This is a genomic window from Leifsonia sp. NPDC058292 (assembly GCF_042880955.1).
Taxonomy (GTDB): domain Bacteria; phylum Actinomycetota; class Actinomycetes; order Actinomycetales; family Microbacteriaceae; genus Leifsonia.
In genome coordinates, this window is record NZ_JBHVYL010000008.1 from 70,205 (window position 1) to 95,000 (window position 24,796).

Here is a 24,796-nt window from a genome sequence, read left to right on the forward strand (position 1 = left end):
ATGCCGAAGACACCGAAAACCCCGGCGGGCTGGTACGCGAATGATGGCGTTTACTTCTGGTGGAACGGGGTCCAGTTCACGACTATCCGGCCCCCGTTGAACAACCCTGCGGCGGCCCGAGGTTGGTACGCCGACAACGTCATGCCGAACGTAGAAATGGCTAGGTGGTGGACGGGCAGCTCGTGGTCAGAGGCCACAAGTGCCCCGGACGGTCATCACGACGTTGCTGGGAAAGTTGGCGAAGCAATGATCAGCGTGACCGTACTCGGTGCTGGGGCTAAGTAAGCCATCGGAAAGTTGACCGAGATACTTTCCGCGTCCTGGCCACGGAGCCGGGTTAAGACGCTGAACACCTTCACTTCCGCCGTGGCTCCCGGCATCACCTTGTGGCGACCGTGGAGTGGGAGGGGCCGAACCCCTAGGTTCGCGTTGTCGTTGCGCCCTCTCGGACACCCTGACCTCGGTCTTATGCGACGCAATCGGTGTCACTGACCAGGAGGGCTCGTTCGCTGACGCGGCGATGGCCTTGCCGCGAAGGGAGGTTCCGAAGTCCATGCCTGTGAGCCGGCACAAGCGAATGGGTAACGGACTTTCTCCGCGCGGGCCTTGAGGATCATGGGCTTATCGAGCAACTCCAGGTGGTGTCGCGCGTGCGCGCTGCCGGCCGTGCATAGTTACGGCACCCGATACAGCGCCTCCGAGTCAACGAACGTCTCGCTCATCTGGTGGTTCGGAAGAATCGTCACTCTTGCCTGTGATGGGTCGTGCGAACTTGTGGCGTCTGGGTCGCACGCAGGCCAGCCCTTGCCGATCACCTCGACCTGGACGCAGTTCCAGCCGACACCGACAGGGTAGTAGGCGATGAATTCCGAATCCGCCATTGTGCAGTCGCCAGGCCCAAGGTCCGCCTCGAGGCAAATGGCGTACTCCGTCACACCAGGGACGTCACCCGGACTGATGTCACGAACGAACGCGCTTGGCCATCGTATGAGGATGCTAGCCGTGTCGAAGCACCTTTGGTCGCCCGAGCGGGGACACCACTTTCCGCTCAGCTCGGCTGACAAACCCGGGATTGTCGCCGGAGCGGTGAGCGTGATGGTGTAGCCGAAGGGGTTCAACGCGGAGTCCGCCGCGGCTCCGAAGCCGTTGAGAGCAGTGCGTATCCCCGAGACAAGCCACGACACCCCGCTCGCGATCGCCGCGCCTGCGAGGCCCAGTCCGGCTCGCTCGATCGCTCCTGCCATGCAGCCAAGGGTGGTGCCGGTAGCGTCGTTGAGGTAGTTGAACGCCTGGGCGCTCGTCTGGATGTTGGCCGTTGCCATGCTGCTGAACCCTGAGATACATGAGGCCCAGTCGAACAGTTTCGCGACCGCTTCTCGCGACATTCCGCCGTGCCCGAACTTGTCGAGGATCAAGGCGAGCGTGTCCACTGCGAACTGGCCAGCGGAGACCAGGTATCCCGCGGCTGATGGTTTGACACCGACGAGCATGGTCCCCGTTCCGGTGACGGAGTAGTCGATGGCGTCGCCGGGGCCGACGAGATTGACGGTGTCACCGGGTGTGGAAACGTGGTCCTTAATGGCGTTTGCGACCATCCCGGCGAGGTCGGTGGGGCCACCGGACGTTGCAGCGAATCCAGGCATGCTTTCGCTGACGACGGTGTATCCGCGGCCGTTCGTGACGCGGAGCTGAGGGGCGCCGTTGGTGTCCAGCCCGAGGCACCAAAAGACGAGGCTGCCACCGTCGGACTTGACCGTGTATCCCTGCTTCCGCACGTCGTCCTCGTGTGCGCATGTCGGCTGTTTTCCGGCGCCCTTATAGAGGGTGTCGAGGAGGCCGCGAGCGCTATTGAGCACGTCGCCCCACCACGTGATGAACCAGTTGGAGAAGTGGGTCGTCTTGACCTCTGCGAATCCCGCGGACACTCGGACGTTGTCCGCCGGCGTGAAGGTGGCGCCATCTTCGGTGGAGACGACGACCGGGGTCGGCTCTCCCTTGGCGAAGTCGTGCCTGAACCGCAGCGTCGCGCTGCCGACGAGTTCCGCTCCGCCGGACATGGCTACCCGCCACCCGTTCCCGTGGGCTGGGTCGGACACCGGCGTTACGGACATCCGACCGGAACCCTCGATGGCGCTCCCCGGCACGTCTACGAGGATGGCGTCACCTGACGTTGTTAGGTTGGCGTCTTGGCCTGCGTGCACGGTCATGGTGTTCTTCGCGGTTGCTGACGCAGGCGTGCAGGCGGTCATGGCGACAGTGGAGAGGGTGAGCGCCACCACTGTAGCGATCAGGCCACTGGTCCGATGTCGCATGAGTCCTCCAGCCGCTCGGGTTCGGCGGTGAGGCCCATCCTGGCGGATCAACGGCCCAGACGCGAGTGTTTCTGAGGATCTGTCACCACCCCCAATCAGAGTGGCTTTCTCCTGTTATGCGAGGGTGGTTGGGCTGGCATCGATAACCTAGAAACGCTTTTGAGGGGGTGGGACAGTTAAATCGCTGTGGCCAGCGCATCGCAACGACGCCTCTTCGCCGATCGCTGATGAAAGGTTCCAACGTTGAGGCTTACCCGGATCGGCTTGGAGAATTACAGACGACTCGAGGACGCCGAAATCGAGGTCCGCGACCACCTCGTTCTCGTCGGTGCCAATGATGTTGGCAAGTCGTCTTTGTTGCGTGCGCTCGACCTTGTACTCGGAGCGAGCACGGCTCAGCTGTATAGCAGTCTCGGCGCTGACGACTTCCGCGATCCCAATGCGGACCTCCGGCTTCGGGTACAGCTCGTCGATTTCAACGCGGACGAGAAGGCTCTATTCGCGGACGAAATCTTCGTAAACCCGTCGACCAGTGAGAGTTCATTAACTATCCAGCTCACCGCCACGATCGACGCGAGCGAGTCGCTCACCGTCTCTCGGATTGGTCCGCACGCCGGAACCGGTCGCCAGTTGTCTCGCGACCAGCTAGCAGGACTGGGATGGAAATTTCTCAGCGCCAGGGCTCAGACGCGTGATCTACGAGAGGACCGCCGCTCTGCCCTCGATGACATGCTTCGTGCGATCGATCTCGGCGGGGAGAAAGCGAGCTTTGACGCAATTGCGACGAGTTTTCAGGGCGCACTCGACAACTCGAAGGTTCTTGCCGACCTCCGCGTTCAGCTAGCCGGTCAGCTATCAAAGGCATTGCCGGAGGAATTGAAGGAGAAGGACCTGTCCTTCGTCAGCGGCGCCTCTGCGGACGATGATCTGCTCAGCGATGTGCGCCTCAGGGTCACCAAAGGTGGGATCGAGCACGAGCTGTCGCAGCAGTCCGACGGAACTCGAGCCCTCTATGCAATTGCGCTTTACGACCTCATGAGCGAGGGCGCGAACGTGGTCTGCATTGACGAGCCGGAGATCCATTTGCACCCGACATCGCAGCGGAGCCTCGCTCGTCTACTGCGAGCGAGCACCAATCAAAAGGTGCTTGCGACTCATTCTTCGGACATCGTGGGTGCCTTCGACGCTGATTCGATCGTTGTCGTCCGTCCGGGCGGCCGGATAGTTCAGCCGGGTCGTGGTTTCCTCGCTGCCGATGAGCGGACATTCGTAAAGTGGTGGGTGAGAGACAAGCTGGAGCCGTTGACCGCCATGCACGTTGTTACAGTCGAGGGGCTCTCTGATCGCATCGTCCTCGAGCGCATTGCTGACCTCACGGACCGCAACCTCGACAGACTTGGCGTCTCGGTAATAGAAACGGATGGCGCCAGTGAGGTGCGGCCCATCGCGAAGCTATTCGGGCCCTCCGGATTCGATCTACCCGTCTCGCGCCTGATAGATGACGACCAAGCGAAGATCGACCTAGCGGACGCGCTTGGGATCGCAGTCGATGATCTCGGCGCCCATTCGGTCTTCATATCGCAGCAGGATCTCGAGGATGAGTACGTTCGAGCCCTCGGCGGCGAAAACGTCTATGCCGCTTTGAGGGACGGGGGCCACTTCTCGAGGAACGAGCTAGCAAATTGTGCGGCTAGAGGGCCAGGAGGCACTCACACCGACGAAGACGTTGCCGAATTCTGCCGAGTGAACAAGCGGAAAATCAGAGCCGCACTTTCCGTTCTGCCGCTCCTCTCTGAGACGAACGCCACGGGTATCACCAGCGTCAACGCTCTTTTGTCTGAGATTGCTGGTCAATGATTAAACCGACCCCATCACAGATAGCGATCCGAGACGCCTCAGCTCTCGACCTTCTCGTTGTTGCGCCCGCCGGGTGCGGAAAGACCGAGGCACTCGCGCTTCGCGTCCAAGGCCTCCTCGAGCGAGGGGTCGTGCGGGCACCGCAAAAGGTCCTTGTGACAACGTTCTCGAACCGGGCGCGGGACAACATCAAGGACCGATTGCTGCACCATCTGCCGGCATCGACCGTTCGAGAGCGGGTAAGCATCGCCAATTTCCACGGGCTCGCCTCGCGCCTTGTCCGCGCGCACGCAAACGTTATCGGGCTTGACCCTATGTTGACCCTTCCGGATAGCGACTGGGTTGGCGCGCAGTGCCGGACACAAGGTTTCGATTTCAACACGTCTACGGAAGTGCAGACAATTCTGCGACGCGCTAAGCAGGAGCCGCGCGCGGACGTGGAAGTAGAACGCTTCTTGAAAGTTGCAGGGGGAGAAGCAGCACTCAAAATCGAACGTTTGCGGGTCGCGGAGAACCGGCTTACATACGACGACCTGCCCCGGCTAGCGGAACTCATCCTGGCTAACGAAGCAGTAGCGGATCTATATCGGACCCACTTCGGTGCGGTGATCGTCGACGAGTTCCAGGACCTGACTCCGCAGCAGTTGCGCATCATCACCCGAATCGGCAATAAGAGGACCACATACGCGGGGGACCTCGCTCAAGGCATATATGGCTTCGCGGGCGCCAGACCAGCTGAAATCGACGCGGCTATCCGCGCGGAATGCAGCTCGATGGTTGAGTTCTCGGAGTCTCACCGTTCGTCTCCCGCTGTGTTGGCTATGGTGAACTCCATGATCCCGCTTACAGGCGGGACTCCCCTTTCTTCCGCAGACCCGGCGTCATGGCCTAGCGGTGGCCTGGCCGCAGCCGTCTCACATCACACCGCCGAAGCCGAGGCAGAGTGGGCATCCAAGGTGGTGGAGGCCCTACTTGCCCGTGTGCCTGGACAGCGAGTCGGAATCATCGCACGGACAGTCGGTCGTCGCCGCTTCGTCGAGCAAGGGCTGACCGAAGGCGGCATTTCCTTTTATCGATGGGACGACGGTGTGCTCGACACCGACAGCGCTCGCACCATGAGATCCATGTTGACGCGGTTCGACCATTCTCGCTACAACATCGCAAACGACAAGATGGAAGCTCTGCGCGAAATGGTGGGTCTCGACGCCGTCATCGATCCGTCTGCGCGGGAGAGCCTCCTTGGTGCCCTGGAATGGTGCCACGATCTCCTTCGCGCAGGAGCCACCACCGATGAGGTCCGCTTGCGAATCAGAGTGGGCAATGCCGATACGTTGGTCACTGTACCGGGCGTTCATCTACTCACGGGTCATGTCGGCAAAGGGCAGCAATTCGATTGGGTAATAGTCATCGGTCTCGAGGAGGGAGTCCTGCCAGACTTTCGGGCCACAAACGCTGATGGTCTGACCGAAGAGGCGCGAATTCTTTCCGTCATGCTTTCGCGTGCTCGCCACGGAGTGATGGTCAGTAACGCGTCAGTCGTGCCGACCAACGCTGGGCGAGCGATGAGTCGCAACCCGTCGGAATTCCTTCGGAGACTTGCCTCGGCAAAACCGTTGGACGCCTCCGCCATGGTGGATTGGTTCAACCGAGCAGATTGGAAGGCGATCGCTGCCCGGTAGTGAGCCAAGATCCGTTTTATGGCTGACATGTGACCGGCCACGGCGGCACCCGCGGCTCCCGTTGAACGGAATCAGCGTGCTCTGGCAAAGGAACGCGCACACTTCTAGTGCCGCAGATGCGATCAGTTCTGCACGACCGGCCGCACGAGCCGCGGCGGTGCCGACGAAATGTCCGGGGTCGCTGGCACCCTGGGCGCGGCGAGGGAGCGGGGGCGGTTGCCCCCGAGGCGCATCGGCCGCCTCGGCGTCTCACTCGTTGAGAACTTCGATGACCACCCAGGCCTCGCCGAGACTCACGCGCATGGTGACGGCGTGGCTTACCTCTGCATTCAGTTCGAGAGCAAAGTATCCCTCTACGCCGTACTCGACTGCTTGCACGACTCGGTCTCGGTTGCCTATGGATACCCCGGCCTCCTCCGCTGGACCCACCCACGCAGGATCAGTTGTGCCACTGATCCGGATTTGGTCACCAATGACCTGGACTTCCTCCACGGTGACTACCGCCTCCGTGGGCTCGACATTGCTCCACGCCACTGTCCGATGTCTCATGTCGAGCAAAAGTACCTCGCGACCTGGCTGCCCCGCAGGACGGCAGTCTTCTCAAATCAGCCTTAGTCCACCGTGCGTGCGTCGGGTTGGTGCAACGAAACGATCGAAATCAGCTCGGCGTCGCAGCGGACCTCCAAATCACCAGGCTGAGCCGTTTGATCCGGGGTGTGGTTCGATCGATAGACGTACCCGCTTGCGCCTGGGCAGGGCTCAGTGTCGGCGGATTGGTTACCTCTCGTACCCTTTACGCTTTCTAGAAGAGCCGGGTTGCGCGGCTAGTAGTTCTCAGCGATGTACTCATAGGCGCGGTCGAACAACTCACCTTTGAACGGCAGGTTGTACTGCTTCAACACCTTGCGCAGAGCCAAGCGGACATCCTTCTCGGTCTCCGTGTTCACCCACCCGTCGAAGCCGACCTCGGTGACGATGCGGTCGACGGAGCGCACTACGTCGGCGATGATGACGGACACCCCGGCGGGTTTGAACTCCTCGAAGATCTGCGTAAGCGCACCGACCCGAGGGTCTGGCAGCAGAGCGAGTTCGCCAGCATCGTCGGCCTTCTCAGCGACGGTGAGGTCGCGGGCGACGGTGAAAATCTCGCGAAGGAAGTCGATCGAGCCTTCCGCCTTAGCCAGTTGTGTTTGGCGAAGTTGCTCCAAGCGTTCGGCGAGAGCCCTGTAGACCGGGTGGTCGTGGCAATCGCGGCGTCGGGCGATGCGGCCCGCGATCGAGTCGAGGATCTCATCAGCGCTCTTCGAAGTGACCTGCGGTGCGTCCGTAGGCTGGAGAAGGCCTTCATCGATGAGACGTTTGACGGTGAGTTCATCAGCGATGATCACGTCGAAGAGCGGGTTGCGTACTTGTACGTCGGAGATGTGTTCGTGCACGAGGGCCAGCGTTTTTGTTCCGAGCCGGGCCCACAGCAAGGCACTGTCGCCGTCGCTGGGAGTGATCGCCCCGTACACCTTCGCGACCCACCTGTAGTCAGGCTTGCGAGGTTCCAGGCGCGAGTCCGGGGCGAGGGTCTCCCAGATGCCTTCGACGTACTGGAACTCGTCGGCGAAGCGGTCGCGTGGCGGCCCGGGTGGGACTCGCTCGATCGCGGCTTCGAGTGACGCGAAGTCGCCTGCTTTTCGGTCGACACCAATGAACCGGTCGAGGATCGAATCGAGTGCCGCCTCGAACTCGTCAAGCAGTGCGTCGTCGTCGATCTCTCTGCGAGCGGCATCGGGGTCCGCCGGTTTCATGGCGCGAGCGAACCCGTCACCGAGGCCGATGTAATCCACGATCAGTCCGTAGTCCTTGGGTTGGCCGGTTACTGGGTGGGACCACGGCCGGTTGGTACGGGTGATCGTTTGGAACAGGGTGTGCAGCTTGAGGGGCTTGTCCAGGTAGAGGACACCTTCGATTGGCGCGTTGAAGCCGGTACCTAGTTTCGAGGTGACAATCAGGAACTTGAGCGGGTCGTCAATGTTCCGGAACCGGTTGAGGAGCGCTTCTTCTTCCGCATCGTTGAGTTCGTGCGACGCGAACGCTGGCTCATCTTTCGCCGCGACGCTCATCACAACCGCGGCCTGGTCTGTGCCGCGTTCGGCCAGCAGATTGGCAAGAACTTCGTGATAAGCCGCGCACATCGCCCGGTTGTACACGACGATCTGCGCCTTCATGCCGAGCGGATCCACCTTGGCGTAGAAGTGATCGATGATGTCTTCGCACACCGCGCGGATTCGTTCCGGGTTCGCGATGAGTGTCGAAACCTTGGAGAGCTTGCTCGCGACGAACTCCTTCTCGGCGTCGTCGAGCACCTCAGATTCGGCAAGCTCTTCGAAGGCTTCTTCAAGCCGTTCTTGATCGATCCTGAACCGCACCAACCGCGACGACACTCGCATCGGGACGGTGGTGCCATCAGCAATCGAGCGGTCCGAGTCGTATGTGTTCAGCGCCTTACCTGGGTCCCGATCATCTCCGAATAGGTCAAAGGTGTTGTGAGTCAGGTCGGCGATGGGTGTGCCCGTAAAGGCGAAGAACGAGGCGTTGGGTAGCGAGGCCCGCATCTGGTGCCCCAGGGTTCCCTCTTGGGTGCGGTGCGCTTCGTCGACGAGGACAATGATGTTCTCGCGGTCGTTCAGATGGCTCGCGCCGGCGAACTTGTGGACTGTCGTGAAAATGATGCCGCGTTCGTCACTACGCAAGAGTTCCCGAAGGTGAGCGGCGCTTGTGGCCTCGGTGAGGCGCGGCATCCCGGCTGCATGGAACTGGTCGAAGGTCTGCCGGACGAGCTGGACACGGTCCGCGATTGCGATGATGGTCGGGTTCTTCAGCCGCGCGTCACGGATGAGCTTCGCCGCAGCGTAACTCATCGCCAGCGTCTTGCCGGATCCTTGAGTCTGATAGATCAGCCCGCGCCGTGCGCCCGGCTCGTTGGCACGTCCGGCGATTGCCTCCACAGCTTCGTACTGGAAATACCGGGGAAGGATCTTCACGAGCCGGGGCGCGCCGTTCAGGATCAGCGTTTCGTAAAGCACGAAGTCCCGAATCAGGTTCAGCACCGTGGCTGGCGCGAGCAACTGCTCGACGCTCAATTTCACTCGTGGCCAGCCGTCGAGTGTTGCAGGGGTGTCGGTAGACCCCCAACGCTCCCACCGATTCAGGGGAGCACGAACCGCACCGTACCGGAACTCTTTACCCTCTGTTGCGAACGACAGCAGATTCGGCACAAAGAACGGCGCTCGCTCCACTTCGTAGTGATCGTGGATGTCCTGAGCGGCAAGCACCCACGTCTTCTTGCCGTCAACGGACGTCTTGGTCTCACCGACAGCAAGAGGTATCCCGTTAACCCACAACACGACGTCGAACCGGGCACTGTTGCCGGGCGAGCCGTATGTGACTTCGTCTGACACGACGAACTCGTTGTTCTCCGGGTTGGCGAAGTCGATGAGCATGACAGGGACATCGCGGACCGGATCCGCTAGCTGCACTGTTCGACGTCCCCGGAGCCAAGCGAGAAACGCCTGATTTGCTCGGACCAAGCCGAGGTCGCCTCCGTCGATCACCGTCATGCGGAGCTGTCGTAGTACCTCGTCAACCCGGTCGGGTTTGCCTGCCAGCGGGGGGTTCAACCGCTCGACGGCGGACCGTGTGGCCGATTCGATGATGACCGAAGAATGCGGCCTGTCGAGATCAGCGGCACCGACGTGCCTCCACCCATTGCCGACAAGTAGGTCGACAATTGGCTGCTGGACAACGGACGCCTCACTGAATCCGCTCATCGTCCGTTGCTCCCGAGAAATCGGTCGTACGAACTGGGGATCTCGTGAGCGCCTGAGATAAGAACGGTCAGCATCCGTGCCCTCAGCGCTTGAAGAGCATTTGCAAAGTTCTTGGCGGCCTCAAACTGCTCCCTAAGCGCGCTCAGCATTCCGACGAACTCGGGTCTGTCCTCATCAGGGGGTAGCACGACCGGAACTCCACCGAGGATTCGGGTGTTCAGATTTGCCATAGTGGCCCCTACCGCGTGGTCAGTCAGCCATGCTGAAACGACGGGAGTCGAGAGCCACACTTCCAACCAGGAAGTGATTGACGGATCGCCGGGACGTACTAGGAGGCAACCGGTGCCACATAGCATCCCATCGTCGTCGTCGGATACGGTGGCGAATCGAGTGACGTCACCACGACGAGACCAGACAATGTCACCAGGCTGAAGACGATGCCGGCTCAAGCGCGCGGCCCTCGCCTCGTCGATTCGCGCTATCCCTTCTGACACGATGCGCCCGTCTGACATGTTCGTGGGCATCACAACCGCAGTTCCGGCGGTCACGTAATCGGCTTTGTGCAGCTGGCTTCCGAATGGGCCGGTCTGGATGAGCCCGTCAGCTCCAACCGCTTCCGCCAGAGTGACGGAAGGCCATGCGCCTCGACGCGACCGTGCTACTGCTTCTGCGCCGAGTTCGGTAAGAGTTTTGCGCGCCGAGTGTTGAAGGGATACCGCCTCCTCCAACGCACCATCGACCGAACCAATCAGGTCCACGATTCGTCGCTGCTCAGCCAGCGATGGAAGCGCCACGACCTGAGAGTTCAGGTCTCGTTTTGTAACGTGCTTCATCGTCGTTCCGTGCATCGGCAGTGACGGAATCATGTATTGCAGCAGGGGTACAAGAAATCGTTTGTCGACTTCTGGGGTCCTCGGGGAGACGGAGAAGAGGTGCTGATTCAACAGGGCGGGTCCACGGGACCACGCCTGCGCAGAGAGCGTTGCCGACCAAGAGAAGATCACGTCTCCATCCGAAATGCGCATGGATGCCGGAACAGTCGCCGTAGAGCGATCCATCGGAGCTCGGGCGTCCAACAGCTGCTTGATCCGAACGACGGGTAGCCCCTCCTGTCCCAGCTGACCTGGCTTGAACGGGAAACCATTCTGGAGTGTGACGAGTTCCCCTAGGGTCGTACGCCCCCACTCGTCACGCATCGAACCCCGCCTCGCGAAGGCGCTCGTCCAGAGCAGACTGCGCGTCCGCTAACCGCTGCTGAGCCTCGCGCATCAGAATGATCGCTTCCTCTACGTTTGCGTCAGTTAGTGTTTCAGTCTTGATAAAGCGGCCGATGTTGAGGTCGAAATGGTTAGCCTCGATTTCGTCGTGGTCGACGAGTCTGAGGTGCAGCCCTCCGGCGCCGTCGAGGTCCGCGCCCGCTTTGTACGCAGCGGAGATCGCATCGATATCGGCTTCCGACATCTGGTTCTGGTTCTTGCCGGACGTGTAGCGGGCCGAAGCATCAACGAAAAGCACTCGCCGTACTCGGTCGACAGGCTTCCGGCGTCTGAAGATGAGGACACTTACTGGAATCGTCGTCGAGTAGAACAGATTGTTCGGCAGGCCGATGACCGCTTCGAGAAGGTCTTCGCGCACCAACTCTTCACGAATACGTGCTTCCTTGCCACCGCGGAAGAGTACGCCGTGCGGCATCACGACGCCGACCCGGCCGGTGTCGGGTTTCATCGAGGCCACCATGTGTTGGATCCACGCGAAATCGGCGTTGGTACCAGGGGGCACCTCGCCGATTGCCCGCCCGTAACGGTCACCCGCCCAGGATTCCGCTCCCCAATTCTTCAGCGAGAAGGGCGGGTTCGCGATGACCATGTCAAACAGCCGCAATGAGTCACCGTCCAGGAGCTTGGGTTCACGGAAGGTGTCGCCACGAACGATCGTGAAGTCTTCGACACCGTGCAAATAGAGGTTCATCTTCGCTATCGCGCTGGTCGTGAGGTTAATCTCCTGGCCGTAGAGGCGCAGGGTGCGCGAGTCCCCTCCTGCAGCGTCAACCGCTGCAACCGTCTCCACGAGCATCCCGCCTGATCCGCACGCGGGGTCTGCGACGGACTCTCCCGGCTTCGGGGCGAGCAGCTTGACGATGAGGTGCACGACGTGCCGCGGTGTGAAGAACTCGCCTGCCTTCTTGCCGCTCGCTTCGGCGAACTCCCGGAGCAGGTACTCGTACGCGCTTCCGAGCATGTCTCCGCTGACAGATTCTTCATCGAGCCGCAGCTTGTCGAAGGCGCGGAGCAGCGCAACGAGAGCGGTCTCGGGGAGACGCTCGGTGTTGGCCCAGTTGACGTCACCAAACACGCCGTCAAGGTCGCCGGGGTTGGCTTCTTGGATACTCAGAAGGGTCGACGCCAGCTTGTCGCCGATATTCTCAACGGTGTTGTAGACGTCTTTCCAGTGGCACCCGGAGGGAATGTCGAAGACGTGATAATCCGCTTCAACGTCGTCGTCGAGGTCATCCCCGAAGTCGGCCAAAGCGCGGGCGTGGTTGAAGTCCCAGGTATCGGAGATCCACTTGAAAAAAAGCACGGGAAACACGTAGCTCTTGAAGTCGGCTGGGTCGACGGGGCCGCGCAGCGCGTTGGCAGCGTCCCATAGGGCGCCCTCCAGCTGCCCTTGCGTGATGTGAGTCGGCTCTGACGAAACCAAAGTCATTGGTGTGGTGCTCCTACGAGTGGGGATGCGCGCCGGGAGGCCCTCAGCGTTTCCAACTCTGGCATGTCCCACAGACAGACGGAACCGCGCAAGCGAGCCACCTTCGAATGACACACCCTTCTACGGACCTTTCGCAGGCGGCGCTCGATGAACAGGGTTTTCCACTTCATGAACTCCGAATGGATGTTCGGGTTGCGTTCCGTGCCTTCCGCGCCTTGACTCGTCGTTCCAGCGCCCGGACGCCGTTAGCGGGTAAAGAGCGTTCACGTCGGGAGCTGAAGATTGTCCGAAAGTGATCGTGCCGGGATCGGGACCCTGGTGGCTAGGCGGTCGACCGAAAATTCGCCAAAACGGCTTTCCTTCGCCACGTCCGGTTCTAATTCGCCAACTCGGGCTTGTTTCGACAAATTCACAGCGCCCGACGGGTGGTTGCTGGAGCGAGTGACGGGAATCGAACCCGCGCTATCAGCTTGGGAAGCTGAAGTTCTACCATTGAACTACACTCGCGTTGGCCTCAGGAGGCTCCGACCATCCTAGCGAATGGCGCGGTGATTGCCAGAACCGCATCCGTCGCCGCCCCGGTAGGCTGAGCGCGTGCTTCTCTCTGATCGCGATATCAAGTCCGAGCTCGGCGCGGGACGCATCGGTCTCGAGCCTTTCGAGGCGGGGATGATCCAGCCGTCGAGCATCGACGTGCGGCTCGACCGCTACTTCCGGTTGTTCGACAACCACAAGTACCCGTTCATCGACCCGGCCGAAGATCAGCCCGAGCTGACCCATCTGGTCGAGGTCGAGCCCGACCAGCCGTTCATCCTGCACCCGGGGGAGTTCGTGCTGGGGTCGACCTTCGAACTCGTCACCCTGCCCGACGACGTGGCGGCGCGGCTCGAAGGCAAGAGCTCGCTCGGGCGTCTCGGCCTGCTCACGCACTCGACCGCCGGTTTCATCGATCCCGGGTTCTCGGGGCACGTCACTCTTGAACTCAGCAATGTCGCGACGCTGCCGATCAAGCTGTGGCCGGGCATGAAGATCGGGCAGATGTGCTTCTTCCGGCTGTCGTCCGCCGCCGAGAAGCCTTACGGGTCGAGCGACTACAGCTCGCGCTACCAGGGTCAGCGCGGCCCGACGGCGTCGCGGTCGTACCTGAACTTCCACCGCACCGACGTCACCACGACCGACGCGGGTCACCCGGCCGGCTGAGCCGAACTACCGACCCAGCGCCCAGCACTCAGTACTCTGTCGACTCGTCCGCCGCGTGCACGCGCAGCCAGCGGTAGCCGTAACCCTCGAGCGGAACAGTCGCCTTCCCCGTCGGTGACAGGGGCAGTCGTTCGCCGGTGAACAGATCGCCGAGGTGCGCATCCCGGTCGACGCCGCGCACGGTGATCGCCACTTCGGCCGCGTCGGATGCGAAATTGTGGAGCAGCACGACCGAACGGTCGTCCCAGGTCAGGCGGTGCGCGAGAACCGCAGGGTCAGCCTGCTCGACGACCTCGAACGCACCCCAGCCCAGCTCGCGGGCGTTGCGGTAGTGGCGGATGAGCGTCTGCATGAACGACCAGAGGGAGTCGGCGTCGCGCCGCTGGTCGGCGACGTTCACGTGCTCCGGGCCGAAACCGCCCTGGGGCGGCGCGCTGCGCAAGCGCGATGGTCGCGCTGTGGAGAACCCGCCGTTACGCCCGGAGTTCCACTGCATGGGGGTGCGAACGGCCATGCGCCCCTCGAGATCGAGGTTCTCGCCCATCCCGATCTCTTCGCCGTAGAACAGCACGGGCGTTCCGGGGAGGGAGAACAGCAGGCTGTAGACCATGCGGATGCGTCGCGGGTCGCCGTCGAGCATCGGTGGGAGGCGTCGCACAAGACCCCGGCCGTAGACCTGCATGCGCTCCTCCGGGCCGAACGCCTGGAACACCTCGTCGCGCTCCTCCGCGGTGAGCTTGTCGAGCGTCAACTCATCGTGGTTGCGCACGAAGTTCGCCCACTGGATGTCGGGCGAGCCCGCGGGGCGAGACATCAGGGCGTCGATGAGCGGCCGCGCATCCCTTCTCGCCAGAGAAAGGTAGAGGTTCTGCATGGCGATGAAATCGAACTGCATGTTGAGCTCGTCGCCGTCGTCGCCGCCGAAGAACTGCGCCTGCTCGTCGCGCGGCAGGTTGACCTCGCCCAGCAGGATGCCCTCGCCGCTCCGGCGGCCGACGAACGACCGCAGCGCCCGCAGATAGTCGTGCGGGTTCGGAAGGCGACGCGCGCCGTCGATCACCCCATCCGCCTGCAGCAAGAAAGGAACCGCATCCACGCGGAACCCCGAGACGCCGAGCTCGAGCCAGAAGCCGATCACTTTCCCGATCTCGTCGCGCACGGCGTCGTCGGTGATGTTCAGGTCGGGCTGCTGTTTGTAGAAGACGTGCTGGTAGTACTGGCCGGCCTTCTCATCCCACTGCCATTCGCTGGTCTCCTTGTCGGGGAACACCGGCGCCGCCTGCTTCTTCGGCGGTTCGTCGCGCCACACGTAATAGTCGCGAAACGGCGAGTCGGGGGAGGAGCGGGCGGCCTTGAACCACGGATGCTGGTCGGAAGTGTGGTTGACCACCAGATCGACGATGATGCGGATGCCCCTGTCGCGAGCGATGCGCACGACTTCGACGAAGTCACCGAAGTGGCCGAGGCGGTTGTCGACCCCGTAGAAATCGGTGATGTCGTAGCCGTCGTCGCGGTCGGGGCTCGGATAGAACGGCATCAGCCAGAGGCAGGTGATGCCCAGCTCCGCCAGATAGTCGAGTCGCTGGGCGAGACCGGCAAGGTCACCGATCCCGTCGCCGTTCCAGTCCATGAACGTTTCCACATCAACGCAGTAGAGAACGGCGCTTTTCCACCACAGGTCGCTGGTGTCGCTGACTTTCATGGCGCTCGGCGGTTCCTTTCGCTGGATGCTGAACCCCTGGCGATCATGCCGCCCCGGGCATACGTCAGCCTAGTTATCCACAATCAATTCCACAGGTGGAAATCATGAGTTCTTCTCACAGCTGACCCGAAGCTTCGAGGGACCGGTCGGCGTACAGCGCCGGCAGCTGGAGCGTGAGCCACGGGCTGAACGCCCACGGTGTCGCCTCGACGGCGGCGAGCAGGGTGAGCGCATCCACCCACTCCCATTCGGCGACTTCGGACGCCGCCGGCGACAGCTCGCCCGACACCGTTGCGGTGTAGACCGGGCAGATCTCGTATTCGACGATTCCGGCAGCGTCCACGGCCCGATAGCGGAAGTCGGGAAGAACGACCTGCAGGTTCTCGATCGTCGCGCCCAGCTCGTGCTGTGCCCGCCGCAGCACGGCGTCGTCCATGGACTCGCCGGGTGCCGGATGCCCGCAGAACGAGTTGGTCCACACGCCCGGCCAGGTCAGTTTCGAAAGGGCCCGCCGGGTCACCAGGATGCGCCCGTCGCCGTCGAACACGTGGCACGAGAACGCGAGATGCAGCGGCGTCTCGGTCGTGTGCACGGTCGCCTTGTCCGCGACGCCGATCGGTGTGCCGTCATCGGCGAGCAGCACGACTTCTTCGGGGCGGGTCGCAGTCATGCGTCCATTCTCCCCGAATTGGGGCCGAGCGCGACGTGCGCGCTGCGTATCCGGATGACCTGTTTGTGAATATGCTTCACCTATCATGCGAACCCGAACGCGTGTCGCCCTGCTGGCGACTGTCCTCACCCTTGCCCCGACGCTCGCCGTCACGACCGTCGCGCCGGCGTCTGCCGCTCCCGTGAACACGGCGGCTACCGGCGACATCGTCACCGCATCGTCGCTGCCGTCGCTCCTCACCGCGCAGAGCGACGACACCACGCATCCCTACAGCCGAGACCAGTTCCAGCTCTGGATCGACGCCGACGGCAATGGATGCAACACCCGCTCCGAGGTGCTCATCGAAGAGTCAACGACCCCCGTGACAGTGGGCGCCGGATGCTCGCTGTCCGGCGGCACCTGGGCGTCGCCCTACGACGGCGCAACCTGGACGGCTCCGTCGGACGTCGACATCGACCACGTGGTCCCGCTCGCGGACGCATGGCGCTCCGGAGCGTGGGCGTGGACGGCCGGTCAGCGCCGCGATTACGCCAACGACCTCGGCTTCGCGAACGCGCTGATCGCGGTGACCGACAACGTGAACCAGTCGAAAGGCGACGACGACCCCGCCCAATGGATGCCGTCGAACGCCGCCTTCTCGTGCGACTACGTGATCGACTGGGCGCTCGTGAAGTACCGCTGGTCACTCACGACCGACAGCGCCGAGCTGGCGAAACTCGAGTCGACTCTCACCGACGGCTGCGGGGCCCGCGAGGTCACGCTGCCGGAGCAGCTGATCTCCAGCGTCACGCCACCCACGCCTCCAGCGCAGACCGTTATCGCGCCGTTCGGCAACGGCACGACCCGGCTCTTCGGGATCGACCGCTACTCCACCGCCATCGCCGCATCCCAGCGCTATGCACCGAACGTGCCGGCCGTGTTCGTCGCCGCGGGGATGAACTTCCCCGACGCGCTCAGCGCCGCCGCAGCGGCCGCGCTCGTCGGCGGGCCCCTGCTCATCACCCCGAGCGCATCCCTGCCCACCGCGGTTCACGACGAGATCGTGCGATTGGCGCCGCACCAGATCTACGTGGTCGGCGGTGCGGGCGCCGTGAGCGAGTCCGTCGCCTCGGCGCTCGCCGAGATCGCCCCGACGCAACGGTTGGGTGCGACCGACCGCTACGGCACGGCTCTGAGCATCGTCGACGCCACATTCACCTCATCGTCGCAGGCGATCATCGCCACTGGTGCGACCTTCCCGGATGCGCTCTCCGCAACCGGCGCAGCCGGCGCCGTGCAGGCTCCCGTCATCCTCGTGAACGGATCCGCTTCGGCCGTGCCCCCGGCGGTGCTGAGCACCCTCGACCGGCTCGGGGTGGGGTTCGTGACGATCGTGGGCGGTACGGGCGCCGTCTCTGCCGGTATCCAGTCCCAGCTCGCGCAGCGCTACTCGGTGAAGCGACTCGGCGGAGCCGACCGCTACGCGACGTCCGCGTCGATCAACCAGGAGTTCTTCTCCGAGGGCGCGACGACGACATTCCTCGCCGCCGGGCTGAACTTCCCCGACGCGCTGTCTGGCGCAGCGATGGCCGGCCGGCTCGGCGCCCCCCTCTACATCACCAGCCAGGCCTGCGTGCCCGAATCGGTGTACAACGCCATCAACGCGATCGGCGCCACCAAGCATGTCGTGATGGGTGGCACGGGCGCAGTGAGTGAGGCTGCCGCAGTGAACACGAAGTGCGTGCCACCACCGGTGGTGACACCGCCGGTCGTCACTCCTCCTGGGCCACCGACGAACCCGGGCGATACGAAGAACTGCACCGACTTCTCCACCTGGGCTCAGGCTCAGGCGTGGTTCGACAAGTACTTCCCCTACTACGGCGACATCGCGAAACTCGACAGCGACAAGGATCGGATCGCCTGCGAGGCCCTCCCCGGCCACCCTTAACCTCGCGCGCGCCGACTCCCAGCGCGACGAAAGGTGCCAAAAGGTGGCTTCGAGCTGCCTGAAGTCACCTTTTGGCACCTTTCGTGAGGTGGGTCAGCAGGTGGAGGGCTCCAGGGTGGCGGCGCGGGCGGAGGAGTGGGCGGAACGAGTGGCGGAGCGGGCGACGGTGGCGCGGTCGTCGCCGCCGGTGCGCAGGAAGAAGATGAAGGGTGCGCCGTCGAACGGCACCCGGATGACCGCCGCCGCGGTGTCGGCGGCGTCGGCCACCAGTTCCGCGTCGCTCACCGACGTCGCCCGGACGCGGCGCCCGGTCGCGTCGCCCGCGAGACCCTGCACGGCGAACACCAGGTCGTCGAGGCTGTCGTCGTGGCGGTCGATGGCCCAGAGAGCGAGCGGCGAATCGGATGTGTCGGCCACGGGAACGACCTCGAACAGCGCCGCCGCCAGCAGATCGAGTGGCAGATCGACCGTCACAGAGGGGGCGTGCTCCAGCATGGGTGCGCCCTCGGGGGCGAGCGCGAGCCACTGGCCGGGGCGGAGGTCGGCGAGCAGGGTGAGCAGCGGGCCGGTGATGACGGGGGGCAGGTTCTTCAGCATGGAGATGCCTTCTTCACGGATCGGGTGATTCGCGCATCCAGGTGTTCGGGCCACCTGGATGCGCGGCGGCGCCTTTTCGGGTTGCGCCGACACGGTGCGGTTCGGGACATGCACCGAACAAGAGACGGCGAAGCGTTCAGATCATGACGCGGGTTTCGACACTTTCCGACGACTCGCGCGAGCACTGGAGGAGTGACCGTCTCCGCGGCATCGCTTTCACAACGATCACCCAGGATGCGGGGCCGAGGATGGGCGTCGTCGCGACCGTGATCGATCCCGAGCGGGCGAAGGCGCGCCAACGCGCACTGGAAGGGGACGGCTTTGCACTCGAACGCTGCGTTGCGCGTCGAGCTCTTCGCGGTGCTAGCCTCCCTGGGCGTCGACCAGTCCTTCGTGCTCGTCGCACTGGGCGTCGTCGCTGCGGCACTCGCGGTCTATCTGCTCGTCAGGCCGACCGTTCTCCGAGTCGCCGCGGGCGTCGGCTCGGCAGTGGTCGGCGCACTCCTCGGTTTCGTCGCACTCCCCGCGCTGGCCTGGGCCGGCCTCGCTTCGGTACCGAACTCGGGAGATCGAACCTGGACGACGCTCGGCTGCGCAGCCGTCGGTCTCGCGGTTGCGAACCTGTTTCGATCCCGCTGGCCCCGCAAGACGATCGCCGTCGTCGCGATCCTGGCCTTCGCTGCCGCCGCACTGGTGGCGGCGGACGCCCAGCCCGGCGCAACCCATCCGGCCGCATCCGCCTCGCCGCCTGATCCGCGCGGTGAACGCGGCCAGGTGGCCGACATCGGAACCGACTACGCCTCGACCTGGAGCCGACCCGCATCCGTACCGGTGACCGGAGAGCTGCGAACCGTGCACATGGCGGCCCCGTCGTCGCACTTTCCGGCGCGCGACGCGAAGCTCTACCTTCCGCCGGCTGCCCTGGTCGATGATCCGCCCGTGCTGCCGGTCGTGTACGCGTTCGGCGGCCAGCCCGGTCAACCGAACAACATGTTCGCCTCCGGGCACCTCGCAGCGACCATGGATGCCGTGGCCGCTGCGAACGGTGGCATCGCGCCCATCGTGATCGCGGCCGACCAGCTCTCGCGTTCCGACCGCAATCCGATGTGCGTGGATTCGCCCCTGGGCAACTCGGCGGACTACCTGCTGCATGACGTGCGCGCCTGGATCGTGTCGCATTTTCGGGTGAGCAGCGATCCGGCCGCCTGGAGCATCATCGGGTTCTCTCAGGGTGCGACGTGCGCAGTGCAGTTCGCGAGTGGGCATCCGGAGATGTTCGGATCGGCGCTCGCGGTCGCGAGCCAACTCGCCCCCACTCTCGGCGACGACGCGACCACGATCAAGGAGGGCTTCGGAGGCTCCGCCGCTGCGTATGGCGCGGCCGGCCTCACTACGATCATGCGAGCGCACGCCCCGTACGCCGATTCGGTTCTCGTTCTCGGGGTGGGGCAGAACGACGCGAAGTACACGCCGTACGCCAAGGTGCTCGCTTCCGCCGCGACGGCCTCCGGCATGCACGTGAAGCTTCTCGTCTCGCCCGGCACCACTCACGACTGGTTCACGGTGCGTTACGTGATCTCGCAAGGGTTTCCGATCATCGCGGCGCACCTCGGACTGCGTGCTTCGGCGTTGCCCGAGGGCTGACCCTGCACGCGACGAGCCCGGCCGCTCGCGGAATGAGAACGGCCGGGCTCGTGAGAGGGGGGCGGGTATGCGTCAGCGCGGGGTATCCGCGGCATGCCAGCCCAGGTTGCGGGCCATGGCCTCGAGGGTCGCCATCGTCGTCGCGTAGTCCGCGTCGCTGATGCCGGCCGCGACCGAGGCTCGCAGGTCACGGATGCGCTCGAAAGCCGCATCGTGCGCCTTGCGCCCTTCGTCGGTGAGCGTCGCCGCTCCGCCGTCGAAGGTCACCCAACCGCGCTCCGCGAAATCGCCGAGCACCGCGTGGATGCGGTGGGCCCGGTCGTGCTCGCGGTGAGCGCGCCCGTCGTGCGGGCGCTCACCGTGGTGATGGTCACCGTGGATGCGCTCGCCGTCGGCCTGGGCCCGCTCCACGAATGCGGCGCGTTCCTCGTCGGTGGCGAAGCGGTCGAAGCCGGGACCGAAGCCCGGGCCGAAGCCGCGACGGAAACCGCGACCGAATCCACGGCGGCCGTGGCCAGTGCCGTGACCGCCCCTGCCCTTGCGGACGGGCGGCAGCTCGGCCTGGATGTCCTCGGCGGAGGCCGGACCGTCGGCGAGGGTGTGGAGGATGCGCCAGCTGCCGCGGCGGAGGCCGAGGTCGGCGAGCTCGTCGCGCATCCGGGAGCGGAGGTTGTGCTCGATGACGCCGAACCAGTACGCGGGCGGCGTGTTCTGAGAGTTCTTGGTGGTGTTCATGATGAACCCCTTTCTGGTTGCATGTACTATTACAACCAAATGTATGATTACATACATGGAAATCAACGGTCAAGCTCGTGAAGAGAACTCCCAGCCTTCCGACGTGGTCGCCATGATCGAGCGCTCGTTGGTCGCCATGCGGCACGACCAGTCCCGCCGGAGAATGCACCCGCGCGGAGAGGGCGAGTTCGGTCACGGCCACGAATCGGGCCACGGTCACGAATCGGGCCACGGCCACGATCAAGAGCACAACCACGACCACGGCCCGTTCGGCGCACCTCCCTGGGGAGACGGCCCCGGAGGTTTCGGCGGCGCCGGCGTGCGTGGCGCCCGCGGCGGCCGACGCGGACGGCCAGACGGTTCACTCGGGCGCGCCGCGCGCTTCCGGATGCTCGACGCATTGCAGGCGGCGGCGAAAGCCGGGTCGAGCCTCTCGATCAGCGCGCTGGCCGAGGCGGTCGGCGTCGATCAGCCGCGGGCCAGCCGTCTCGTGCAGGAGGGTGTGGAGCGCGGGCTCGTGCGGCGCATCCAGGACCCGTCGGATGCCCGCCGTACGCTCATCGAGCTGACGACGGCAGGGCGCACGCTGATCACCGAGGTTCGCGAGCGCCGTCGCTCCTCGGTGGAGGAGGCCATCGCATGCTTCACTCCGGAGGAGGCCCAGACTTTCGCGACCCTCTTCGACCGCTTCGTGCGCGCCTGGCCCCGCGACTGAGTCGGGCACGAGCGCAGGACCCGCGTCAGCGAGCGTCGACGCGCCTTTGGGCCCGCACCGGGATGAGCAGCGCGAGCCCGATCGCGAGCACCAGCACGATGCCCAGGATGCCCCAGAACTGTGCGCCGCCGACGGCGACGAAGGTTGCGAACAGCAGGGGTGCGAGAAAGCTGACCGCGCGACCCGTCGTCGCGTAGAGGCCGAACACTTCGCCTTCGCGACCGGCGGGCGTGATCCGCGCGAGAAAGGTGCGGCTGGCCGACTGCGCCGGTCCGACGAAGAGGCACAGCACGAGGCCACCGATCCAGAACGCGCCCGCGCCCAGATCGTGCGCGAAGAAGACGGCGAGACCGGCGACGATGAGCCCGATGAGCGACGTGACGATCACGGGCTTCGGGCCGAACCGGTCGTCGAAGCGGCCGGAGATCAGCGTGCTCACCCCGGCTACGACGTTCGCCGCGATGGCGAAGATGATGACCTCGCCGTTGGAGAAACAGAACGTTCCCGCGGCGAGGATGCCGCCGAAGGTGAAGACCCCGACCAGTCCGTCGCGGAAGAACGCACTCGCCACCAGGAATAGCACCGTGTTCCTGCTCTCCTTCCACAGCTTCCCGATGTCGCGCACCAACGCCGGGTACGAAGCGAAGAAGCCGACCCGCACGCGGCGGTCGGCCGCCGGGATCTCGGGCACCTTGAACAGGATGGGGAGCGAGAACACCAGCGTCCACGCCGCCGCGATCAGCGCGACGATGCGGATGTTGAGCCCTTCGGCCTCCGGAACGTGCAGCAGTCCGCCGTCGCCCGAGACGAGGCCGAAATACACGATGAGCAGCAGCACGATGCCGCCGAGGTATCCGGCGCCCCAACCGAACCCGCTCACGGCGCCGACCGTCTTCGGCGTCGAGACCTGCACGAGCATGGCGTTGTAGTTGACCGAGGCGATCTCATAGAAGATCGTTCCGACGGACACCAGGATGACGCCGAACACGAAGTAGCCGGGCTCGCCTTTCACGAAGAACATGAGGGCGGTCATGAGCACCACGACACCGGTGTTGACGCCCAGCCAGAACTTGCGCCGGCCCGAGCCGTCGGTGCGGCGGCCGAGCACGGGCGCGATCAGCGCGACCACGATCCCGGCGATGGCCAGTCCGAGCCCGAGTCCGCTGGAGAGCGGTGCGGCGGTGGCCGAGACAGAACAGGAGGCCGTCGGGTCTGTCGTGAGCTGCATCGACGGATCGGCGAAGTAGCTGCTGGTCAGGTAGACCGTGAACACGAACGTCGTGATGACGGCGTTGAACGCTGCCCCACCCCAATCCCAGAGCGCCCAGGCGACGACACGGCCGCGGGGGATGCTGCGCTCGCTCGTCGAGTCGATGAAGAGCGGGTCGTTGGTCATGTGCACACAGTACCGACGAGCGGTGAACGGCTGGGGACGCCGCCCGGTCAGATTGCGATGGCGAGTCCGCCCGTGCTGTCGGTCGAACCGGATGCGCTCTGCGCCCGCACCTGCTGGTGCAGATTCTCCATGGTCACGTCGAGGTCGTGGGCGGTGTCTGCGGCGTTCTTGAGGTCGCGCAGCAGGTTCGCGGGCACGTCGCCGTCGTACTTGTAGTAGATCTTGTGCTCGAGGCTGGCCCAGAAGTCCATCGCTACCGTGCGAACCTGGATCTCCACCGGCACGGCGACCGTGCCTTCGCTCAGGAAGACCGGCACCTCGACGATCGCGTGCAGGCTCTTGTAGCCGTTGGGCTTCGGGTCGCTGATGTAGTCCTTGATCTTCAGCACGCGCAGATCTTGCTGGCTGGTGAGCATCTCGAACACCCGGTACACGTCGGAGACGAAACCGCACACGATGCGCACCCCGGCGATGTCGGTGATCGACTCGCGGATCGCGTCGAACGACGGCTCGCATCCCTTGCGCACGATCTTCTGCTCGATGCTCTCGGCCGACTTGAGCCTGCTCGAGATGTGCTCGATCGGGTTGTTCTCGTGCAGCGCGAACTCTTCGCGCAGAATCGACACCTTCGTGATGATCTCGTCGATGCCGAACTTGTACGGCATGATGAACCGCGCGAAACTCTCGCGGAAAGCGCGCATCTCGCCGAGCGTCGACGGGTCGATCTGCTGCAGAGCGGCCAGTGCCTGCTCCGAGAGGATGGGCTCGCGGTACTCGACGGGGGACGTTTCCTCACTCACATCCGTCACGTTATCGACGGCGCTTGTGCAGCGGGTGTGAAGTCGTTCTGCGAACCGTTTCAGTACAGTTCGGCGACGAGCTCGCCGAACAGCTCCCCCGCATCCCGTTCCAGTCCGCGGCGCGTGAACCAGTCGCACACGTTCGTGCAGTCGCGCTGCAGAAAGTCCAGGCCGCCAGGATTGCTCACCACCTCGACCACCTGTGGCAGATCGATCACGACCACACGGCCGTGGTGCACCAGCAGGTTGTAGGCGGAGAGGTCGCCGTGGGCCAGCCCGGCGCGGGCGAGTGCGCGCATCGCATCCGCGACCTGGTCGAAACAGGATGCGAGCTCCGCGACCGTGAGCCGCGCCTGCGCCAGTCGCGGTGCGGCCTCGACACCGTCGCCGATCAACTCCATCAGCAGTTCGGTGCCGTGCACCTGCACCGGGTACGGCACGGGGAGCCCCAACGTGAAGAGTCTGCTGAGCGTCTCGAACTCGGCGTAGGCCCAGCGGCCGGCCGAGACCTGCCGGCCGTACGCCGTGCTGCGGGCGACCGCGCGCGAGTCGCGGGTGTTCCGCATCCGTCGACCCTCCTGGTAGCGCGCGGAACGGTGGAAGTCGCTGTTGGCCGCGTCGCGGTAGCGCTTGGCTGCGAGCAGTACGCGCTGGGCCGGTTCGTCGGGAACGGCGCGCTCGATGAGGTGCACGTCGGCCTCTTTGCCGGTTTTGACGACGCCGAGCTCGGTGTCGATGGCGCCGGCCGACGTGATCAGCCAGTCGGGATGCGGCCGCGGGCCGCGTTCGGTGGGGGTCGTCGCGGGCCAGGTCGTCCAGCGCTGGCCGTCCCCCGGCTCAGCGGTGGAGAAAGAAGGGACGGAGAACGAAAGCTCCGCGAAAGAAGAAGAGAGGTCGTCGAAAGACAAAAGGTGAGCTCCAAGGAGAGGAGGCCACCGGCGTCAGATGTGTGCTGCGGCCTCGAGGACGGGGATGCTGGATGCGGTCACAGCGAATGCAGTCATAGCGTCACGCATCCTCTCCGCCCTGGCCTCGGGA

19 protein-coding genes and 1 tRNA gene are annotated in these 24,796 nt (G+C 64.2%); 7 read left to right on the forward strand and 13 right to left on the reverse strand.

Translation table 11 applies throughout. The features are described 5' to 3' along the window. Positions 1-285: a DUF2510 domain-containing protein gene (locus tag ACFVWR_RS07080; protein ID WP_387209480.1), complete on the forward strand. Its 285-nt coding sequence runs from the start codon at positions 1-3 to the stop codon at positions 283-285. 389 nt (positions 286-674) lie between these two features. Here the strand turns inward: ACFVWR_RS07080 and ACFVWR_RS07085 are convergent, their stop codons facing one another. Further along, positions 675-2,276, reverse strand: coding sequence for a hypothetical protein (locus ACFVWR_RS07085; protein WP_387209482.1), 1,602 nt, complete (start codon positions 2,274-2,276; stop codon positions 675-677). 279 nt (positions 2,277-2,555) lie between these two features. Between ACFVWR_RS07085 and ACFVWR_RS07090 the strand changes: the two genes are divergently transcribed. Both ACFVWR_RS07090 and ACFVWR_RS07095 read left to right on the forward strand, forming a co-directional pair. Next, positions 2,556-4,169, forward strand: a complete 1,614-nt coding sequence (locus tag ACFVWR_RS07090) for an ATP-dependent endonuclease (protein WP_387209483.1) — start codon at positions 2,556-2,558, stop codon at positions 4,167-4,169. Then, complete coding sequence (locus ACFVWR_RS07095) at positions 4,166-5,848, forward strand: UvrD-helicase domain-containing protein (protein ID WP_387209485.1); 1,683 nt, start codon at positions 4,166-4,168, stop codon at positions 5,846-5,848. Before ACFVWR_RS07090 ends, ACFVWR_RS07095 begins: the two co-directional genes overlap by 4 nt. Positions 5,849-6,097: 249 nt before the next feature. Here the strand turns inward: ACFVWR_RS07095 and ACFVWR_RS07100 are convergent, their stop codons facing one another. The 5 genes from ACFVWR_RS07100 to ACFVWR_RS07120 all read right to left on the reverse strand — a co-directional run bounded on the left by ACFVWR_RS07100 (position 6,098) and on the right by ACFVWR_RS07120 (position 12,879). Then, a complete protein-coding gene (locus ACFVWR_RS07100; protein WP_387209487.1) occupies positions 6,098-6,382 on the reverse strand; it encodes a hypothetical protein in 285 nt (94 codons plus the stop codon). Positions 6,383-6,672: 290 nt separating this feature from the next. Then, the gene (locus ACFVWR_RS07105; RefSeq protein WP_387209489.1) at positions 6,673-9,666 is read right to left on the reverse strand and encodes a type I restriction endonuclease subunit R; all 2,994 of its coding nucleotides are present in this window, start codon (positions 9,664-9,666) and stop codon (positions 6,673-6,675) included. After that, the gene (locus ACFVWR_RS07110; RefSeq protein WP_387209491.1) at positions 9,663-10,862 is read right to left on the reverse strand and encodes a restriction endonuclease subunit S; all 1,200 of its coding nucleotides are present in this window, start codon (positions 10,860-10,862) and stop codon (positions 9,663-9,665) included. The genes ACFVWR_RS07105 and ACFVWR_RS07110 overlap by 4 nt, the downstream gene beginning before the upstream one ends. Next, entirely contained in the window at positions 10,855-12,372 is a 1,518-nt protein-coding gene (locus tag ACFVWR_RS07115) for an N-6 DNA methylase (protein WP_387209493.1), read from the reverse strand. Before ACFVWR_RS07115 ends, ACFVWR_RS07110 begins: the two co-directional genes overlap by 8 nt. 433 nt (positions 12,373-12,805) lie before the next feature. Then, positions 12,806-12,879: transfer RNA gene (locus tag ACFVWR_RS07120), tRNA-Gly, on the reverse strand. Positions 12,880-12,966: 87 nt separating this feature from the next. On the opposite strand from ACFVWR_RS07120, the gene dcd reads away from it, so the two are divergent. Further along, positions 12,967-13,572, forward strand: coding sequence for a dCTP deaminase (dcd, locus tag ACFVWR_RS07125; RefSeq protein WP_387209495.1), 606 nt, complete (start codon positions 12,967-12,969; stop codon positions 13,570-13,572). 28 nt (positions 13,573-13,600) lie between these two features. On the opposite strand, the gene ACFVWR_RS07130 is transcribed toward dcd, so the two are convergent. Both ACFVWR_RS07130 and idi read right to left on the reverse strand, forming a co-directional pair. Then, positions 13,601-15,274, reverse strand: a complete 1,674-nt coding sequence (locus tag ACFVWR_RS07130; protein ID WP_387209497.1) for an alpha-amylase family protein — start codon at positions 15,272-15,274, stop codon at positions 13,601-13,603. A gap of 115 nt (positions 15,275-15,389) precedes the next feature. Next, the gene (gene idi / locus ACFVWR_RS07135) at positions 15,390-15,944 is read right to left on the reverse strand and encodes an isopentenyl-diphosphate Delta-isomerase (RefSeq protein WP_387209499.1); all 555 of its coding nucleotides are present in this window, start codon (positions 15,942-15,944) and stop codon (positions 15,390-15,392) included. Positions 15,945-16,029: 85 nt separating this feature from the next. Between idi and ACFVWR_RS07140 the strand changes: the two genes are divergently transcribed. Further along, positions 16,030-17,871: a cell wall-binding repeat-containing protein gene (locus ACFVWR_RS07140; protein ID WP_387209501.1), complete on the forward strand. Its 1,842-nt coding sequence runs from the start codon at positions 16,030-16,032 to the stop codon at positions 17,869-17,871. 93 nt (positions 17,872-17,964) lie between these two features. On the opposite strand, the gene ACFVWR_RS07145 is transcribed toward ACFVWR_RS07140, so the two are convergent. Continuing rightward, positions 17,965-18,468, reverse strand: a complete 504-nt coding sequence (locus ACFVWR_RS07145; protein WP_387209503.1) for a hypothetical protein — start codon at positions 18,466-18,468, stop codon at positions 17,965-17,967. A gap of 321 nt (positions 18,469-18,789) precedes the next feature. Here ACFVWR_RS07145 and ACFVWR_RS07150 point away from each other — a divergent pair, with 321 nt between their 5' ends. Continuing rightward, on the forward strand, positions 18,790-20,112 hold the full coding sequence (locus ACFVWR_RS07150; RefSeq protein ID WP_387209505.1) for an alpha/beta hydrolase: 1,323 nt from the start codon (positions 18,790-18,792) through the stop codon (positions 20,110-20,112). Positions 20,113-20,184: 72 nt separating this feature from the next. Here ACFVWR_RS07150 and ACFVWR_RS07155 read toward each other — a convergent pair whose 3' ends face one another. Beyond that, positions 20,185-20,847, reverse strand: coding sequence for a hypothetical protein (locus ACFVWR_RS07155; protein ID WP_387209507.1), 663 nt, complete (start codon positions 20,845-20,847; stop codon positions 20,185-20,187). 55 nt (positions 20,848-20,902) lie between these two features. On the opposite strand from ACFVWR_RS07155, the gene ACFVWR_RS07160 reads away from it, so the two are divergent. Continuing rightward, positions 20,903-21,562 (forward strand): MarR family winged helix-turn-helix transcriptional regulator, encoded by a 660-nt coding sequence (locus ACFVWR_RS07160; protein WP_387209509.1) that lies wholly within the window; start codon positions 20,903-20,905, stop codon positions 21,560-21,562. Positions 21,563-21,587: 25 nt separating this feature from the next. Here the strand turns inward: ACFVWR_RS07160 and ACFVWR_RS07165 are convergent, their stop codons facing one another. Genes ACFVWR_RS07165 through ACFVWR_RS07175 form a run of 3 tightly spaced genes read right to left on the reverse strand, consistent with a single transcriptional unit; the run spans position 21,588 to position 24,666 of the window. Continuing rightward, the gene (locus tag ACFVWR_RS07165) at positions 21,588-22,958 is read right to left on the reverse strand and encodes an MFS transporter (RefSeq protein ID WP_387209511.1); all 1,371 of its coding nucleotides are present in this window, start codon (positions 22,956-22,958) and stop codon (positions 21,588-21,590) included. 47 nt (positions 22,959-23,005) lie between these two features. Continuing rightward, positions 23,006-23,758, reverse strand: a complete 753-nt coding sequence (locus ACFVWR_RS07170; protein WP_387209513.1) for a GTP pyrophosphokinase family protein — start codon at positions 23,756-23,758, stop codon at positions 23,006-23,008. Between the two features lie 59 nt (positions 23,759-23,817). Next, positions 23,818-24,666 carry a serine protein kinase RIO gene (locus ACFVWR_RS07175; RefSeq protein ID WP_387209515.1) on the reverse strand — a complete coding sequence of 283 codons (849 nt, stop codon included), beginning with the start codon at positions 24,664-24,666 and terminating at the stop codon, positions 23,818-23,820. Positions 24,667-24,796: the final 130 nt, after the last annotated feature.